This window comes from Gluconobacter sp. Dm-73 (genome assembly GCF_018256215.1).
GTDB classification, from domain to species: Bacteria; Pseudomonadota; Alphaproteobacteria; order Acetobacterales; family Acetobacteraceae; genus Gluconobacter; species Gluconobacter cadivus.
Genome location: NZ_JAERLW010000003.1, coordinates 1 through 17,611 on the forward strand (window position 1 = coordinate 1; position 17,611 = coordinate 17,611).

14 protein-coding genes and 1 tRNA gene are annotated in these 17,611 nt (G+C 54.4%); 10 read left to right on the top strand and 5 right to left on the bottom strand.

Annotated elements, in window-relative coordinates:
- The 6 genes from JK176_RS03440 (at position 1) to JK176_RS03465 (ending at position 5,659) form a co-directional block, all read left to right on the top strand.
- A tRNA-Met gene (locus JK176_RS03440) sits at positions 1-77 on the top strand.
- Between the two features lie 192 nt (positions 78-269).
- The gene (locus tag JK176_RS03445) at positions 270-788 is read left to right on the top strand and encodes a hypothetical protein (protein WP_211586410.1); all 519 of its coding nucleotides are present in this window, start codon (positions 270-272) and stop codon (positions 786-788) included.
- Positions 789-1,042: 254 nt separating this feature from the next.
- Entirely contained in the window at positions 1,043-1,657 is a 615-nt protein-coding gene (locus tag JK176_RS03450) for a hypothetical protein (protein ID WP_211586411.1), read from the top strand.
- 545 nt (positions 1,658-2,202) lie between these two features.
- The gene (locus tag JK176_RS03455; protein ID WP_249194168.1) at positions 2,203-2,541 is read left to right on the top strand and encodes an ATP-binding protein; all 339 of its coding nucleotides are present in this window, start codon (positions 2,203-2,205) and stop codon (positions 2,539-2,541) included.
- Positions 2,542-2,625: 84 nt separating this feature from the next.
- Positions 2,626-3,816 (top strand): hypothetical protein, encoded by a 1,191-nt coding sequence (locus JK176_RS03460; protein WP_211586413.1) that lies wholly within the window; start codon positions 2,626-2,628, stop codon positions 3,814-3,816.
- On the top strand, positions 3,809-5,659 hold the full coding sequence (locus JK176_RS03465; RefSeq protein ID WP_211586414.1) for an ATP-binding protein: 1,851 nt from the start codon (positions 3,809-3,811) through the stop codon (positions 5,657-5,659). Before JK176_RS03460 ends, JK176_RS03465 begins: the two co-directional genes overlap by 8 nt.
- A 409-nt stretch (positions 5,660-6,068) precedes the next feature.
- Here the strand turns inward: JK176_RS03465 and JK176_RS03470 are convergent, their stop codons facing one another.
- Genes JK176_RS03470 through JK176_RS03490 form a run of 5 tightly spaced genes read right to left on the bottom strand, consistent with a single transcriptional unit; the run spans position 6,069 to position 13,504 of the window.
- On the bottom strand, positions 6,069-6,806 hold the full coding sequence (locus JK176_RS03470; RefSeq protein WP_211586415.1) for a M48 family metallopeptidase: 738 nt from the start codon (positions 6,804-6,806) through the stop codon (positions 6,069-6,071).
- A gap of 2 nt (positions 6,807-6,808) precedes the next feature.
- Positions 6,809-10,105, bottom strand: coding sequence for a type I restriction endonuclease subunit R (locus JK176_RS03475; RefSeq protein ID WP_211586416.1), 3,297 nt, complete (start codon positions 10,103-10,105; stop codon positions 6,809-6,811).
- Between the two features lie 30 nt (positions 10,106-10,135).
- Positions 10,136-11,356, bottom strand: coding sequence for a restriction endonuclease subunit S (locus JK176_RS03480; RefSeq protein ID WP_211586417.1), 1,221 nt, complete (start codon positions 11,354-11,356; stop codon positions 10,136-10,138).
- Positions 11,346-12,872 carry a type I restriction-modification system subunit M gene (locus tag JK176_RS03485; protein WP_211586418.1) on the bottom strand — a complete coding sequence of 509 codons (1,527 nt, stop codon included), beginning with the start codon at positions 12,870-12,872 and terminating at the stop codon, positions 11,346-11,348. Before JK176_RS03485 ends, JK176_RS03480 begins: the two co-directional genes overlap by 11 nt.
- Positions 12,873-12,907: 35 nt before the next feature.
- On the bottom strand, positions 12,908-13,504 hold the full coding sequence (locus JK176_RS03490) for a restriction endonuclease subunit S (RefSeq protein ID WP_211586419.1): 597 nt from the start codon (positions 13,502-13,504) through the stop codon (positions 12,908-12,910).
- 677 nt (positions 13,505-14,181) lie between these two features.
- On the opposite strand from JK176_RS03490, the gene JK176_RS03495 reads away from it, so the two are divergent.
- The 4 genes from JK176_RS03495 to JK176_RS03510 all read left to right on the top strand — a co-directional run bounded on the left by JK176_RS03495 (position 14,182) and on the right by JK176_RS03510 (position 17,403).
- Complete coding sequence (locus JK176_RS03495) at positions 14,182-14,379, top strand: hypothetical protein (RefSeq protein WP_211586421.1); 198 nt, start codon at positions 14,182-14,184, stop codon at positions 14,377-14,379.
- 119 nt (positions 14,380-14,498) lie between these two features.
- Entirely contained in the window at positions 14,499-15,182 is a 684-nt protein-coding gene (locus tag JK176_RS03500; RefSeq protein ID WP_249194169.1) for a hypothetical protein, read from the top strand.
- A 647-nt stretch (positions 15,183-15,829) separates the two neighbouring features.
- Positions 15,830-16,882, top strand: a complete 1,053-nt coding sequence (locus JK176_RS03505) for a recombinase family protein (RefSeq protein ID WP_211586423.1) — start codon at positions 15,830-15,832, stop codon at positions 16,880-16,882.
- Between the two features lie 23 nt (positions 16,883-16,905).
- Positions 16,906-17,403, top strand: coding sequence for a hypothetical protein (locus JK176_RS03510; protein WP_211586424.1), 498 nt, complete (start codon positions 16,906-16,908; stop codon positions 17,401-17,403).
- Positions 17,404-17,611 lie beyond the last annotated feature (208 nt).

Below are 17,611 nucleotides of genomic sequence, written 5' to 3' on the forward strand. Positions count from 1 at the left end.
CGCGGGGTGGAGCAGCCCGGTAGCTCGTCAGGCTCATAACCTGAAGGCCGTAGGTTCAAATCCTACCCCCGCAACCACTTCCATCATAAATCCCTACAAATCGACGTCTGATCGCCATGAAATACTGGCTTATCAGACACTTAAACACGTCCCGACCCTCGAAAGAGGGCCGGGCGATTGCGCGCGTCTTCATCATGCCATGGCCCACTGGGCCGCCTCAACCGGTTTCTCCGATCGTTTGTTCAATATTCATCGAAGGAAACCAGGCAATGTCTGAAGATCAGGAAATGCGCGAGGAAATCCGTGCCAGAATGAAGGGCCGGATCCGGTTTAATGTCGCCACAGATCGGGTCGAAGTGATCGTCGGGGAGCCGGACGAATTTCTCCGCTGGGAGCCGATCAACCGGCTCACCATGCTGCAGCATCTTCCACCCCTAGTGGTGGAGAGGCTTTGGGACATGTTCGCCGACGCGGCAGGGGCGGGCTTCTATGCTGAGGACCGGTTGGCCGGGGTAAAATTCCTTGGCTTACACAGGGTGGCGGAGTATCTGGAGGAGAAGGAATGCATCCGGATCGACGAAATCCCGATGCCTTCGTTCTCAGCATTGGCACCAGCGGTGAGTCTAGATACATATCTTGCGGGGCGAAACCGGACGACAATCAGCGAAATCCTGAAGGCCGTCCCTGATGCCGCCGAAAAGGAGTTGCCTCTTCAGCTCAAAGAGACTGGATGGGAGCCACGGCGGTCAGCTACAGAACGCTTTTGGGTGAAAGTTCAAAACGGGTAGACTGATGAACCGACTCTCCTTCTCGTTAGAGGGGGAGAGTTGGCGTACGCCAAGCAGAAAGGCAGCTTTCGCCTACACGTCAGACATACAAGGAGAGTCCGGTAGTTTCCGGAAGCAGACATTGGGACTACTCAGTTGGACCGACAAAATATGCATTCGCACATAACAATCAGAGAGGCAAAACATGGCAATTAGACACATCGGCGTTTAGCATTATAATTGATTTACACACTGGAAACGCAGGAATTCTCAAAATGGTCCCAAAATTTTTCATAAAAAATTTCATTGATCATTATGGAGACCCATCTTCGTTCAAATATAACGGGTTATGGAGTCTTCTTTTGACGAGAAACAAAGAGGAAACAGCTGATTTTGCTAGAAGATATTTCGATGACTTCAATAAAATTTCTACAGACGGATGGAATTTATGCGTCTGCGCGAATTTCGACCCCAATAGATATCCTAGCCAATGGTTTGATGACGAAAAATTTTTTGAATATGAGAAATTAATTCGAGAGCAGTTGATTTTTTCAGGAGTAACAGTTCCTGATATGGCAATAATATTTTATGATCCGCACGATGAATATTTAGGAATAACAAATCTAATAATACCAATAAATAATAAAGCGATGCAAAATAAAATATTGTTTAAAAGAGCATTTGAGGGCATACAATCTGATATAATGTCATCGGCTGATGAACTCCATATCAATATCAGATCTGAAATAACCTCTGACGACTACAAAAAAATCATAAATAGGTTACAAGGGAAATTGGAAAGAAGGAAACTTTTATCTTTTATAAGCATGATTTCATCTCCGGTTGGAAACGCATTTCTGGGCGCTTTAGTCGGCAAGTTTGTTTCATAACGTAACAATCTGGTTTGCTCTCCGCTATATTTTTAGCGAAGCAGACAGGCGGCAGTCGCCTTCATGTTGGACATCCACGCGGCTGTGGCCATTGCCCGAAAGCCGACATTATCAAGCGAACCGTAATAGACAGATTTTGGGGCAAAACCAACGTTCGCGAGCAGCGCTGAGAATGGTAGGTCGACATCTAAGACCTGCCATTCTCTCCGCACTGATGATCGTTCCCAGAATGCGCAGGACTGGGCCGATTGCAGAATGACAGCTTCCAAATGATGCGTAAGTGAAGCGGACATCGTTCAGCTAAGTTTCGAAGCCTGAGTTCTTCGTTTTGGGTGGCCGCGCGACGTCGATGACTTAGACATCGATCATATCCCGCAACCCCTCTGGCCGCAGGTCTATCAGCATCTGGCGCATGGCTACGCCCGTTTCCGGCCTCTGTCGATACGGTCAAGTTGCGGCGGGATACGCTGGAGGCAGCGCGCAACGAGACCTCGGCCAAGTTCGTGGAGCCCGTCGCCAAGTGAGCCAAGCGCTATATCGAGCAGTTGCTGCCCGATTGCGAACTGACCTTCTCCGAGGATCTCGGGCTCGAGCGCGTGAAGCGCGTTGGTGTCGCCGAGGATTGTGCGAGCCTATCGCGCGGCACGCAGGAACAGCTGGCGGTGCTAACCCGGATCGCCTTTGCCGACATGCTGCTCGAGCAGGGTAAGCCCGTATCGCTGATCTTCGACGATCCGCTGGTCTATTCAGACGACGGCCGGCTCGACACGATGATCGAAATCTTGAGCGAGGTCGCGACGCGCATGCAGGTCATCCTGATCACCTCTCGCGACCGTGCTTTCCGTCAGGTTCCAGTCAACAGACTGCTGATGAAGATCTCTTGAGAGTCTTTTCTCAGCGGTTGCTGATTTGAGATAGGTTGACGCGTCAGAGAACGCAAATCATGATCGCGTAAAAGAGGATAAAATATGGCCAGGACTGCCGAATATTCTATCAAGGGCTATCTCTACCAGTTCCTGCGCTATCTGTCGGAAATCCTCGCGGCGGGGCCGGGAACGAAAATCACGATCGAGGGAGCGATTGAGGATGTCGATGTCGCGGCCCCGGGGTTCACGACCGCCGTCCAATGCAAATATCACGAGGCCGTCGACAAATTCTCGCTGAGCAAGATTTACAAGCCGGTTCTGCTTATGCTCCAGCATTTTTCACACAACAGTAGCGCAACGCCGGAGATCCGCTATCGGCTTTTCTGTCATTTTCCTGACCAGAATGGTACGCGCCAGCTAAGCAAGGATGAGCTCAAATCGGTGCTCGCTACCAAATCCGAGGCGATGCAGAAGATTATCGAACGGATAGCGCCCGGCGTCGATCACGGTGTATTCTTGGCGCGATTCACGATCGAATTTGGCCAGACCAGCGAAGGCCTGCAGAAATCCGTTCTCGCGACACTCAGCGCCAAGGGGTTCTCCGCAGAGGATGTCGATGCGATCATTTTCCCCAATGCGATCCAGCGGATCGTCGATACTGCGACCCGATCCGCTATCACCGACCGCACAGTAGATCCCGCTACCTTCATCGAAGCACTCCGAGATGTCCGCCGTGTGACGTTCACCCGCTGGACGCGGGCACTTGCCTCGCGCGCGCAGATTGCCAAGCGGTTGCGCGAAGATCTTGCCCCCTCGCTCGCGCACAATGTTCGCCGCCGTACGTTCGTCATCAACCCGGGCATGATCGAGAAGTTCGACGATACGATCGTCGCTTTTATCAAAGGGTTCGTCGAGCGCTACTGCTGTAAATATCTCCACGAGTATCCGCCACTGTTCCTGATCACGGGTGATTATGACGTGGATGCGCTGGCGACCCGACTCCACGATGCCGGCCTCACCGCCGCGACCGGCATGGTCGGAAGCGCGTTTCGCGCCAACGCGTTTTTCAAGAAACCGATGCGCCGGAAGACGCCGCTCGAGATCGAGTTTCGCCTCGGCCTCGCGCGCCGGTCAGTCGTCACCGAAGATCCACCCCAGCGTCCAGACGAGCTGTTCTTGGTGAACGTGACCGACGACGTCTGGGCGAAGAAGGACGTTGCAGTCCATCGCTTTGAGATCGAGCGGCTGTCCGATCTCGAATATGTGCTTAAGCTGAGGAAAGAATATGCCTGATCTTAGTGATCCTATCGGCTGCGTCACTGACAGCTCGCCGTCGTTGGTGCGCATCGAAATCAGCAATGCGGAGGATTTCGAGAAGCACAAGGCGAAGCTCGGCGTCGGGCAATATCTGCTGATCGCGTCGGGCAATGATCTCTATTTGCTTGCCACCATAATGGCGGTCCGTGCCTCGCACGTAGATCGCGCCAAGCCTGAGAGCGGCGATGGTGGGGGCGGGGACGCGGACTCGGTCGCGTTCCGCTTCCAAATCGACACCCAGCCAATCGGCACGCTGTCGGACGATAGCGACTTCACTCGGGGCACACCTGCATTGCCGGTGCCTACCGAATATGCCTATGTCACTCCACCCGAGATGCTAAGCACAATTTTCTCGAAACAGATCAAATCGCCATTCTCGTTTGGGACGCTGAGCGTCGCGCCCGACGTAAAGTTTGAGGTTGATGGCGACCGCTTCTTCAGCAAGCATGTCGCAGTGGTCGGCTCGACGGGGTCGGGCAAATCCTGCGCGGTCGCCAAGATCCTTCAGACCGTAGTTGGCATTGAGCAAAAGGTAAACGCCAACAAAGCCGCGCAGAAGAACGCGCACATAGTGATTTTCGATATTCACGCCGAGTATGCAGCGGCCTTCCAGCTCGCCGAGACCGAGAAATTCACGCTCAACCTACTCGACGTTGATACGCTTAAGCTACCCTACTGGCTGATGAACGCCCAAGAACTCGAGGAGTTGTTCATCGAAAGCAATGAGAACAATTCGCACAACCAAGTCTCGCAGTTCCGCCATGCCGTCGTGCGCAACAAGTGCCGGCACAATAATGACCTCGAGAATATTTCGTTTGACACGCCGGTCTATTTCTCGATCGACGAGGTGGTGACTTATCTCGAGAATATGAATGCTGAGGTGATCGGTAAGCTCGCCAATGAGGGGAAGCCTAAGCTCGCCGACGCGACTTTGGTTGCTGACCGCGACAGCTGCTATTTTGACAAGCTGCAGTCGTTCGTGGTCGCGTCGACAGCTACTGCGACCAAGGCTAGTAATGGGCCATTTCATGGCGAGTTCGATCGCCTGATCCTTCGCCTACGCACGCGGCTTGCCGATCCACGCCTGCGCTTCGTTTTCTATCCGGTAAAAGAGGGCGGAGCAGCGCTCGAGACCAGCGACTTCGCCGATGTGGTCCGCCAGTTCGTCGGGTACCTCACCAAATCCAATGTCTCGATCGTCGACCTGAGCGGCATCCCGTTCGAGGTGCTGAGCATCGTAGTCAGCCTGATCTCGCGGATGATCTTCGACTTCGGCTTCCACTATTCTAAGAACCGCCATGTCGGCGGCAATGTCAGCGACGTGCCGATAATGGTGGTGTGCGAGGAAGCGCACAATTACGTGCCCCGGTCGGGTGGCGCGCAATATGCCTCCTCCCGGAAGTCGATCGAGCGGATCGCCAAGGAAGGCCGGAAATATGGCGTGACGTTGATGGTCGTGAGCCAACGGCCGTCCGAGGTTTCTGAGACGATCTTCTCGCAATGCTCGAACTTCATCTCGCTCCGGCTTACCAATGCGGTCGACCAGAATTACATTAAGTCGCTGCTTCCTGATCTGTCCGCCGGGATAGGCGACCTGCTGCCCAACCTCGGCCAGGGTGAATTTCTCACCGTGGGCGACGCGCCGCTAATGCCGACTGTTGGTCGGTTCGCGCTCCCGGTGCCCGAGCCGCATTCGCGCAGTGTCAATTATCTCCAAGAATGGAATGCCGACTGGCGCGAGATCAATTTTGACGATGTGATCGAGCGCTGGCGCGGCAAGGTGCTCGGCGCCACCGCTGACACCTCCAAGATGGGCTAACCCGTGTCGTCACCTATCTATCAGCAGCGACGGGCGACCACCGAGCCTTCGGCCCTGTTTGGCGCACTCATCCCTACGGGCCGCTTCAATCACGTTGAAGCCCTAAGCGAGGTGACGACTAGGTACCCAATCTTGGTGATCGCGATTCTCGCTTAACGCTGATCAACGAACGGCGGCCTTCGGGCGGCGGGACTAACTCGACTAACCGACCAACATTGGGGTGCGCTGCGGTCGGGCTGCTGGATCGGAGGCGAATGACAGGTCCCGGCATGAACGGACGTTCAAGCGTTGACCGCTGAACGTCTCGACTTGGTCGGTAGCAGCCAAGAACATGAGCGCAAAGAATGGATGCTTTCGTTTATCGCTATCCCGATAGCCGACTTTCCGTTCCCCCTCCATTGCTGTCGCATCAGCAGGAGAGGATCAACTCTGCCATCCCGTCCAGCCGGACCTTATGCCGCTCCCAGTCCGGCATGATACGCGCAAGAAGTGACCAGAACGCAGGGCCATGGTTGTGCTCCTTCAAGTGGCACAGCTCATGCAGGATCACGTAATCAATGCAGTCACGCGGAGCTTTGACCAGATGCGGGTTCAGTGTGATGGTGCCCCCTGGTGAGCAGTTGCCCCACTGGGTCTGCATCACCTGAAGTTTCAAGGCAGGGGGCGTTGTCACCCACAGTGTTGTGGGGAGAAGGGCGGACAAGCGGTGGCGGAACACCTCCTGCGCCCGCGTAAAATACCAGAGTTCCAGCATCTTCTGGATCCGCAGAGCGTGACGTTCCTGTAAGGATACTTCCAGCCGCCCACGCAGCATCCGCACGGTCTCGGGCTTATCCGGCTGATGATGCACTTTCAGCAGATGCCGCCGTCCCAGATAGAAATGACTTTCCCCACTGACATAGGCACGCGGCGTGGCATGTTCCTGCACTGTCCGGAAGTCCCGCAGTTTCTGCCAGATCCAGCGGGTTTTCTGGTGAAGCGCCTTGTCCAGATCAGCCTCTGTCGTGCCGTCCGGGACAGAAGCCTCCACACGCAGGTCAGGATGCACCCTGATCCGCAGCGTTGTGCCGGGACGTGCGCGGAGCACGAGATTCACCCGGATCTGCTCCCCTCCATAGGTCAGAATGCGAGAAGGGATTTCTTCCATGTTCAGCCGCGTAGGGTATCAGCAGGCCCAGCCCGCATGATCTGGATGACCTGCTCGATGATCTCCTGCGCCTTGTCCACCCCAAAGCCTGCTTTCTGGCCTGCGCTGAACAGCAGAGGCAGCAGTTCTTTCCTGACCGCCTTTTCCATATCCGGGCGACTGAGAGAATTCTCCCGCACGGCTTTATCCACGATGCTGTCGATCTCGAACGCCAGATCAACCCAGCGCTGTTTTTCTTCATCCGTCTGTTTGTGGTTAAAGATGGCGGCCAGTGTTTTCAGGAACACGCCATAATAGGCGTGCGCATGGCGATGTCCGTCAAAAACAGAGGGGATATTCTCCAGTTTCCGCTGGGCCGCCTGCTCCTCAAATTCCTGAAACAGCATGAACTGCTTGAGTGGGTGGTCGAACAGGCTCTCCGCCTCTTCAATCACCTTGCGCAGCAGGGCCGAGAACGCTTCCTTCGCATACGGATCATCCTGCATCTCGTGGTCGATCATTTTCGTCACACGGGTGCGGATCAGGTCCGTCTCGTTGCGGGTTTTCTCTTCGCTCCAGTTTTCTGGCTGATTGTCTTCGGGCTTCTGGCCCATCTTGCCCACGGCATACAGTCCATTGGACTCATGGACCTTCACGCCCGCCACATGCCGGTCCAGCAGTTTCTTCACCTGCTCGGCGTACTGGTCAAAATCCACGGTTTCGCCCGTATCCTGCATGACCATCTGGCGCAGGCTACTCAGTTGCTTCAGCGTTTCCTTGTAGGTGGCGCGGTCTTTTTCCGTGAAACTGGTGTCTTCAAAGAACGCCACGGATTGCAGCGCCACCTTCAGACAGGCCGCGAACTTCGTCAGCGCTTCATAGAAATCATCCCGACGCTTGAGGTTTACGTCCACCATCTGGCCGTGTTCCTCCACCATGCGCGGCATCAGCACGGCGCGAAGCTGCTGGAGGTCGCTCCTGTTCTTCACGCCCTCAAAAATGGCCCAGAGCGCTTTGTGCAGGGCAGGGAGTTCGCGGTATTCCGTGCTCATCTGGCTATACAGCCCGGCAATGTCCTTGGGGTCATACCCGCCGACATTCTCGGCTGCCAGTTCGTCATACCAGGCCAGCGTGGTGTCCAGCTCCGCCAGAATGCCGCGATAATCAATCAGCAGCCCATGCTTCTTCTGGTCATGCAGGCGGTTCACACGCGCAATGGCCTGGAGCAGGTTGTGCTGCTTCAGCGGCTTGTCGATATAGAGCACCGCATTCTGCGGTTCATCAAAGCCGGTCAGCAGCTTATCGACCACAATGATCAGCCTGAGATCCGGGTCCTTTTCAAAGCGCTCAATAACGCCGCGTGTGTAATCCTCCTCGCTCTGGCTGCCGACATTGTTTTTCCACCAGTCCTGAATTTCCGGCTGCTTGCGCTCATCCACTTCCGTATGGCCCTCGCGCGTATCGGGCGGGCTCATGACGATGGCACTTTCAAACAGACCGACCTCATCCAGATACTGCTTGTAGCGGATGGCAGACAGCTTGCTGTCACAGGCCAGCATACCCTTGAGGCCGCTGTCGATGTTGCTGTCAAAATGCGTGGCCAGATCCATGGCGATCAGCCGGATGCGGTCATCGGCCTTGTAAACCTGATTGGCGCGGGCAAAGCGCTTCTTGAGGTCTGTGACCTGTTCTTCCGTCAGCCCCTGCGTGATGCGCTCGAACCACGCATCAATGGCGCGGTCATTCACATCCAGATCAGGCTTGCGCTCTTCATAGAGCAGGGGCGTCACCGTGCCGTCCGAGACAGCCTGCTGCATGGTATAAGAGTGGATGATCCTGCCAAACCGGCTTGTTGTTTCACTCCCCTTGAGCAGCGGCGTGCCGGTAAAGGCAATGAAGGCGGCATTGGGGAGCGCGTGCTTCATGCGGGCATGGTTCTCCCCGCCCTGACTGCGATGCCCTTCATCCACCAGCACGATGATGTCCGCACTGTCGTTATGGCATTCGGGCAGCGTGGTCGCGGTGTGGAACTTGTTGATGAGCGAGAAGATGATGCGTTCCTGCCCATGCCCGATCTGCTGCGCCAGACGGCGGCCGGACGTGGCGAGTGCCTCTTCCTTGTCCTTCTTGTCCGCCAGTTCGCCGCCGGTGGAGAAGGTCGCGCTCAATTGGCGCTCCAGATCTTTGCGGTCTGTCACCACCAGAATGCGACACTGTTTGAGGTCCTCATCCAGAATGAGGGCGCGGCTGAGGAACACCATGGTGAAGGACTTGCCTGACCCTGTGGTGTGCCAGACCACGCCGCCCTCGCGCCCGCCATCGCTGCGGCGGGACTTGATGCGTTCCAGAAGGCGCTTGATGCCAAAAACCTGCTGATAGCGGGCGACGATCTTGCCTGCCTTGCGGTCGACCAGCGTGAAGAACCGCGTCATGTCCAGCAGGCGCTCGGGGGAGAGCAGGCCGATCAGCAGACGGTCCTGATCCGTGACATGCAGCGGGCGGGACGCCCAGTCCTCGAACCACACCCGGTCAGAGGGTTTCCGCTCGGTAAACAGCGCATCTTTCTGCGCCCCTGAAAGCGGTGTGTTTTTGAGCGCCTCCATCCGGCTTTCGGGAATGTCCTCTTCCTTCCAGCTTGCCCAGAACTTTTTGGGCGTGCCGCAGGTGCCATAGCGCCCGTCATGGCCGGTGATGGAGAGCAGAAGCTGGCTGTAGGCAAAAAGCTGAGGGATTTCATCCTTGTTCTGATTGCGGATGTTCTGGGAAATCCCGGCCTCCACGGTCGGGCCTTTGCCCGGCTGGCCATCGGGGCGCTTGGCCTCGATCACCGCCAGCGGAATACCGTTGACGAAACACACAATATCCGGCCTGCGCATCTGTGTCAGATCCGTGCGCAGGACGCTGAATTCTTCGCTAAAGGTAAAGCTGTTATTGGCCGGGTTCTGCCAGTCGATGAGGGCGATGGTCGGGTTGGCCTTGCGCCCGTTGATGAACTCGGTAATGGCAATGCCGAACAGCAGATGCGTTGTCATCTTCTCATTGGCGTCGCGCAGGCCGGAGACAAAGTCCGGGTGCGTGACGATGGAGACAAGCCGCTCAATGGCCTGATTGGACAGGGCGTGTTCCTGTCCTTCAAACGTAAAGCGCCGTTTTTTCAATTCCGCCCGCAGGAGAGCGTCCAGCACCACGGCACTCTGCTTGCCGCCCCGCAGGGCCAGTGCTTCGGATGGGGGCAGAAACCGCCAGCCGAGTGTGCTGAGCAGAGCCAATGCGGGCAGTTTGGCGCTGTATTCTTCCTGAAATTTTGGGGCGGGGGGCATGGTGTCAAATATCCTGCGATCTGAAATGACTTAATCGACTTTTACGCGACGTTTGCCGGTGAGGAGCTGCTGCATGAGGGCTTTCTTTTCCTGACGCAGGCGGGAAAGGTCGGATTCAAGGGCTGCGATTTCTTCGTCTGCTGTGGTCAGGACGGCGGCTATGGATTTCTGTTCCTCTACTGCCGGTACGGTAATTTGTAGATGCATAAAGTCAGCAGGTTTGACGTTGAGAAGACCATGTGCACGGCCACCTTCATGAGCAATCTGCGTAAGTCCGTAGTTTATGAGGCCAGAATCAAAATAAAATTCAAAAAAATCTCCGTTGGCAGTCAGATGAGATTTTAAACGGAAGCAAATATATAGGGTGGTAACGACACCTTTATCGTAACGGTTAAGTCGTTTAATCGCTCCCATAGGATAACCAATGGAATAACTTTTATTATAAGCGAAATCACCCTTTTCAAGGAGAAAGTATCCATCAAGCGTATCTGATGCGACTGTTTTTTTGAAATATTCTTCCTGTTTTACCAATCCATCTTGGGCAGAAATTGTAACAACGTTTGTATTACCTGATGTGTTTCGCTGCATAAGGCGAACGAAAAAATCAGAAAGCCGGTGCTTTTTCCACTCCTCTGTGAACCCCGGCAGGCGTTTTTTACCTGTGAGAAGTTGCTGCATGAGGGCTTTTTTCTGCTTCTGGCTGTTGGCCAGAAGCTTCTCCGTCCCCTCAATCGCACGATCCCACGTCGAGAGGATCGCCGCGATCTTCTTCTGTTCGGGGAGAGGGGGGAGTGGAATCTCAACCTGCTGATAAGCTCCTACATTTAAATGTTTCTGAGCCATTCCTCCTTGGAGGTTAGCAACCTGTGATTTTCCATATTCTGAGTTGGTAAAAAGACAGAGGTAAGTAGGGATGATTTTTTGTATGTCAGGGCGAGCTATTACGATATCGATCGCATTGCAGCCAGCATATTGCGGAGTTACCACGCAAGCTGTGCCGGGATAGCCTGTACGAACGACCAGAACATCCCCAGTTTTCAACTCACTTTTTTTATTTTCATTGTGGCCTTTGTGAGAAAAATAGACCCAATCTGAGTTGTTGACCTGACCTTCTTTCACATTGGCTGAACGAAAAGCTTTAATACCTTCGCTTGCAGAGACGTAATATTGTGATGGTTTAATAACAACGCCCACAGAAACGGATCGACAGACTTCTGCAACAGATCGTTTTTTCCACTCCTCAGGAAGCATAACCCAGCTCCTTCAGATAAGCGTCCATCTGGGCTTCCAGCTTGGCCAGTTCCGCCTTGATTTCAGCCCGTTCAACCCGCACGGCGTTCAGGTCGATCTCTTCTTCTTCCTCAAACGTATCGACATAACGCGGAATGTTCAGGTTGTAGTCGTTCTCTTTGATCTCGTCCGGCGTGGCGAGGTGGGCGTATTTGTCCACGTCCTTGCGGGCGCGGTACGTGTCCACAATTTTGGTGATGTTCTCCTCGGTCAGCACGTTCTGGTTCTTGCCTGCCCTGAACTCTCGGCTGGCATCAATGAATAGCACGTCCTTCGTCTTGCGGTCCTTGCGGAAAATCAGGATAGCGGCAGGAATCCCTGTGCCGAAGAACAGCTTTTCCGGCAGGCCGATCACCGCATCCAGCAGGTTTTCCTCAATCAGCTTCTGGCGGATTTTGCCTTCCGAACTGCCCCGGAACAGCACGCCATGCGGCACCACCACACCCATGCGGCCCATGCGGTCTTTCAGGGTGGAAATCATGTGCAGGATAAAGGCGTAATCGCCCTTGGTCTTGGGCGGCACGCCACGCTTAAAGCGGTGATGCACATCGCCTTCCGCCTCGTCATGCCCCCATTTGTCGAGACTGAAGGGCGGGTTGGCCGTCACCACATCAAAGCGCATCAGATGGTTTTTATCATCCAGCAGCTTGGGGTTGCGGATGGTGTCGCCCCATTCAATGCGGTGGTTGTCCTCGCCATGCAGGAACATGTTCATCTTGGCGAAGGACCATGTGGAACCAATGGCTTCCTGCCCATACAGGGCATAATCCTTGCTGCCCTTGTGGTTCTGCGTCACCTGCCGTCCGCACTTCATGAGCAGGGACGCCGAGCCACAAGCTGGGTCACAGATGCTCTCGCCCGGCTGGGGGTTCAGAATACGGGCCAGCAGTTCACTGACTTCCGGCGGGGTATAGAACTCGCCAGCTTTCTGCCCTCCACTGGCGGCAAAGTTCTTGATCAGGAACTCATAGCCATTGCCGATCACGTCCAGATTACCCACGCGGGAAGGGCGCAGGTTTAGGTCCGGTTTGGCAAAATCTTCAAGCAGATGCCGCAGAATGGTATTCTTTTGCTTTTCATCCCCCAGTTTGTCGGAGTTGAAGCTGATGTCCTGGAAGACGCTCTTGCCCGCGTCCTTCAGCTTGGTGCCATTGGCCTCTTCAATGGCGTGCAGGGCTTTATCAATCCGCTCACCGTTTCCGGGGGCGTTGCGCTCTTTATAGAGCGTATAGAAGTCCGAGCCCTTGGGCAGCACGAAGCGTTCCTGCGCCATCATGGCTTCGATCAGGGCGGGGTTATCGCCATACTTTTTTTTGTAGCTGTCATAATGGTCCTGCCAGACATCGGAGATGTATTTCAGGAACAGCATGGTCAGCACGTAATCGCGATAAGTGTCAGGGCTGACAGTGCCGCGGAAGGTGTCGCAGGCGCTCCACAGCGCCTTGTTAATCGTGTCTTGTGAAATCTGCTCGGTCACGAACTTAAATCCTGTTTCAAAACGTCAAGGGAGTGTCAGCCCGCCAGAAGGTCTCTGGCAAGCCCGGTCATCATCTGCTGGCTGGTCTGGCGCAGGCGGCGAAGAAGGTCTTCCTCGCGCTGCATGGCGTTGGCCAGTCCGACAATCTGTTCCTGTCGAGGCAAAGGGGGTAGCAGAACGGGCGTGGCCTCCAGAACCGGCCGTGCAATGTTGCGGACCAGGGTGGAACTCTGGGCGTTCTGCTCCAGATGCCGTTGCGCGGGTTCCTGATTGAGCCACCACGCCAGATAAGCAGGCAGCACATCCGGACGTGACACGCGCAGCAGAAAGAAGTGCGGAGCAGCGACAGCCTGAAGGCTGCCGATACTCTCATTAACCAGAACGGCCTGAGACACATTACCACGGGCAGGGAAGAGAATATTGCCCGGATGCAGCCAGTCCGGCTCACGACGTCCGGCCATTTCGGTGCGCACGCAGGACGCCCAGTCCACACCAGAAGGTGAGGTGTCCCGCATCTGCACGACAGCTGTTTCCACTCCTTCGGTCGGGTCAATCCGTCCTCTGAACGGATGGCCTGCCGAGATGCTGGCCACTGCCACAAGATCCATTTTCTGTGCGCCATTTGGTTTCATGTGATTTTGGTAGGCGAGTGGGAGGGTGTCGTCAATAGGATTCTACCATTGGCTTTCGTGCAGAGAAACGCTCCCGTAAATTTTGTCTTTATAGGGTGAGTGACACCGTCATGACGGTGTCACACGGGTGTCATTTCTATCGCACCTTTGGTGCTCCCTGAGAGGCCGGGATGACGGCGTCATGACACCACCATAAATGGTGTCATGCATTCGGTGACACTCTCACGATGCGTCATCTCTGCCGTCATGACGGTGTTATGACAGGTGTCAGGCAAAGTGTCATGGGCGTCATGCTTCCTGAAAAACGGCAGAAAACAGCCATTCCACCCTTTTTCGGCGTGTCCCGGTTTTTGAGCGTGTGAGGGCACGCTACCTCAATTTCATACGCACCCTTCGGATGCATATGAAATCGCTGCGTTTTTTCTTCTCTATCGCGGCATTTTTGCGAAGCAAAAATCAGAGCCGCTCTTTCTCTCTGATTTCAGGTCTCTTGCACCTGCGGTGCGCCCTGATGATGGGGTGTGACGGTGTCATTTTTGGGGATTGGGGGCTTTTGAGGCGCATGACCCTTATTGCCCCAAGGGAGGTCGGAGATCGGTTGCTCCGGCTTTGCTTCTGTCTTGGCGTAGGTCGTGGCGTCTCGTCCTTCATCATCTCAATCGGAAAGACCCTGTTCCATGTGTACACCCCAGATGGCCTGCAACGTTTTTGACGTCTTTGCCCTTCATCGTATCGAGACCTTCTTGCTGTCAGAACTCTTGAGCGGTGGTCGTTCGGATCTCGCGCTCCTTGAGGGGCTCGTCATCCTCAGTCGCGAGATTGATCGCAAACTCGGCGAGGCCCTGAAGGCGGATCAGGATCTAGCGGTCGGCTAAGCGCACCGTTCGATACCAATACTTTTTTCTCACACTCAACGGCACAGGATGCCGTTTTTATTCTCCGACATGATGTGGGGCGGGTGCCCCGCGTCATGACGCGACCTTAGGAAACTCTCATGTCGTCGATATCGTCTTCGCAGTATTCTACTCGCGCATGTGAAATGCGTGGAAAGAACGACTTTTTCCCGGATCATGCCGATCTTCAAACCTATTACGACTTCGCCATGGAACTGGGGGCACCTCCTAACCATCAGATGTGTCGCTATCGGGGTGTGCGGGCTCAGCACCTCGTCTTCCTCGGGGAAAGCGGCACATATGCCTGGGCGCGGATGGACGCTATGGCCCGACAGCGGTGGCCAAACCTGCCGGTGGCAGGAAAAGTCGCCGCTGACAAAACTCTTCTGGCATCGCTGCCTGAGCGGATCATCTATCAGTTTCTGACTGCTGGGCGGTTTCTTGGCGTTGCAATTGACCTTCACCAGCCCATCGACGACACGTCAGGTGATTTTCGTGCGGACATCACGCTTCGATGCCGTGATGCCGCCCATTTCATCGAGGTGGTAGGGTGTTGTGCCCGCGACCGGGTCGTGCGGAATGCGGTTGAAAGGCGCGGTCTGATCAGAACAGAACTCCGCGAAAAATTTTACAAAAGTCAGGGTATACAACCTACCATGATTTTTCTTGATCACTTTGCGGATCCTGAAGAATTGAAGGGCTTGTGTGCTGCGTTGATTGAACGTGTCGTCCATGAGGCCGATGGCCGGGAGGAAGACAGTAGGCAGCGCTGGACGTTCCAATAGGCCTATCGGACTTACGGATTCGGGTGTGCTTTATTGGGCTTTTCATCTCGATTCTGGCCTTTAAAGATCGAATTTAGGGCTGTCAAAAATAACGAAATTAGCGACTTGATTTTTCAGCGAATCGCGTTTTTTAAGACCCTTCTTGATTTTCTTTTCCATTTAAAAAATCGCTGAAATTTTTTTAAGAAAGTGGAATGGCGAACCCTGAAAATCTGTTCTTTTCTGGCCGTAACAATGAGTTGCACGGAGCCAGACAATGACCTTGAACGATCAAAAAAAATACAGAGCGCCAATGATAACGGTTTTGAGCGCGCTGAATTAACGGGTCTGATTTCCGTAATGGCGAAAGCCGTGGGGAAATCAGTTGCGAAGAGACAATTTGAGGCTTGGATTAAAACTTTTCCGATACCGGCTAACGACAACAAGCTGAGTGAGTGGCAGGCACAGAAGGATTCATCCGTACACAAAGCCGAAAGTTCCACTGAATAACTTATTCAATACTGTGGAGAAAAATAATGAGAAACTTAAAGTCTAAAAGTAGGGTTGCATTGTACGGGCGTCACTCGACGTCGAAGCAGAATGCAGCGTCATCCGACGACCAGATACGGGCGGGCGAGCGGTATGCAGCCCAGTAGGGATGGACTGTTGTGGCGAAATTTACTGATGCGGCGGTGTCCGGTGCTTTCGAGCATGGACGTGCTGGTTTGTCGGAAATGAAAAAGCAGGCGCTGCTTGGCGCATTCGATGTAGTGGTGGTTGAGTCGGTTGACCGTTTGGGGCGAAACGTTTCGGAGGTGACCGGCCTTTGTAAACGGCTGAAATTTCATGGCATTGAGGTCCATACTTACACGGGCGGAAAGCAGACCGAGTTGCTCATAGCGCTCATGAGCAGCTTGGCTGAGAGCGAACTTGAAAAAATTGCCGAGAGGACGAAGCGTGGAGCCAGAAGCTGTATTCTGGATCGACGGAGCGCGGGTGGCCGAACATATGGGTATATCTCTGCTCCCCGCGTGACAGCAGATGGAAAAGTCAAAAAAGGATACCAGCGAATATGTCCCTCTGAGGCAGAGATTGTCCGTCGGATTTATGATGAGTATGCGCTCGGCAAAAGTCCGCTTGAAATCGCTCGCCGATTGAATCTGGAAGGCATTCCTGGTCCACGTCGTCGCCGCCGGAAAGACGAAGATGAAACGGAAGTGCCAGTTCGCTCTCAGTGGCAAGTGAGCACGATTCTTGGGCATGCCTCGCGGCGCACCGGTATCCTTCGTAATGAACTTTATCGTGGATGGCGGCTTTGGAACCTGAGAACGTACCCCAAAAATCCTGACTCAGGTAAGCGTGTAGCCCGTCAAAACCCGTTGGAGGATGCTGAGCGGATTGAAGATCAGGATATGCGCATTGTCTCCGAGGCGCAGTGGCACGCGGTCCGGGCAAGGGAGGCATTGGTCACCGCGAAGTTGAAAAAAAATGCGAATGGTGACGGATATCATTTCCGTGATGCGAGACGTCCCACTTCTTTCCTGAGTGGGCTGATCCGGTGTGCGGAATGTGGCGGACACGTGGGTCTTGTCCTGCGGGATCGGTGGGGGTGTCTGGGTCATCACCGAGGTACGACCTGTCAGAACAATAGAACTAAAAAGCGCGATAGTGTGGAACAGCGCATTCTATCGGGATTAACGGATCAACGGATCGACTTGTGACATCAGAGGCCTTGGAGATTGCCTTGCAGGCCTATCATGCAGAAAGCCAGTCACTCCATGCCCAATGGCTTCACCGGTTCAATGCTGACCGGGAAAAGCTCACATCGCTTGACACCCAAATACGCAACATATTGAAAGCTATTGAATTTGCTCCGGATGTCTCTGAACTCTCGGCCCGACTGACTGAACTATCGACTGAGCGGAAGATGCTGGCTGCGGAGATAAAACCCGCGCCAGCACCGATGCCCGATTTAAAGAATGACTTTCCAGAGCTCTTCCGTTCGCAAGTGACAGGCCTGAGTGCTGTTTTGAGTGACCCTGATCATGGACGGGAGGCGGCGGAAAAATTATGCAGCCTGATTCGCAATGTCGAATTCAGGCCTGATCCAGCGAGAGGCGAGGTGGATTTGACGTTGGAAGGGGACTTGGTTGGTATTCTTGCGTTGGCCGCAGGTAACGACAATACCGAAGTTATGACCGAAGCGGTTGTGCGCCCCCGCAACCATGAAATAAGCGTCTGAAAAGACTAAGGAAAAGCCACCCAAACGGGTGGCTTTTTTTGTGCCTGAAATGCCCGCGCCTATCAAATACATCCTCCTTTTAAGGGTTTAAAACCGATGGGTTCACATCGGGGACCAATGAACTTGCAACCAACTGTTCAATACGCTGGCGTAGAGGAGGGGGCCCGGCGTGCCGGAGCGTAAGCGGGCGCAGAAGAAAGGTAAGGGG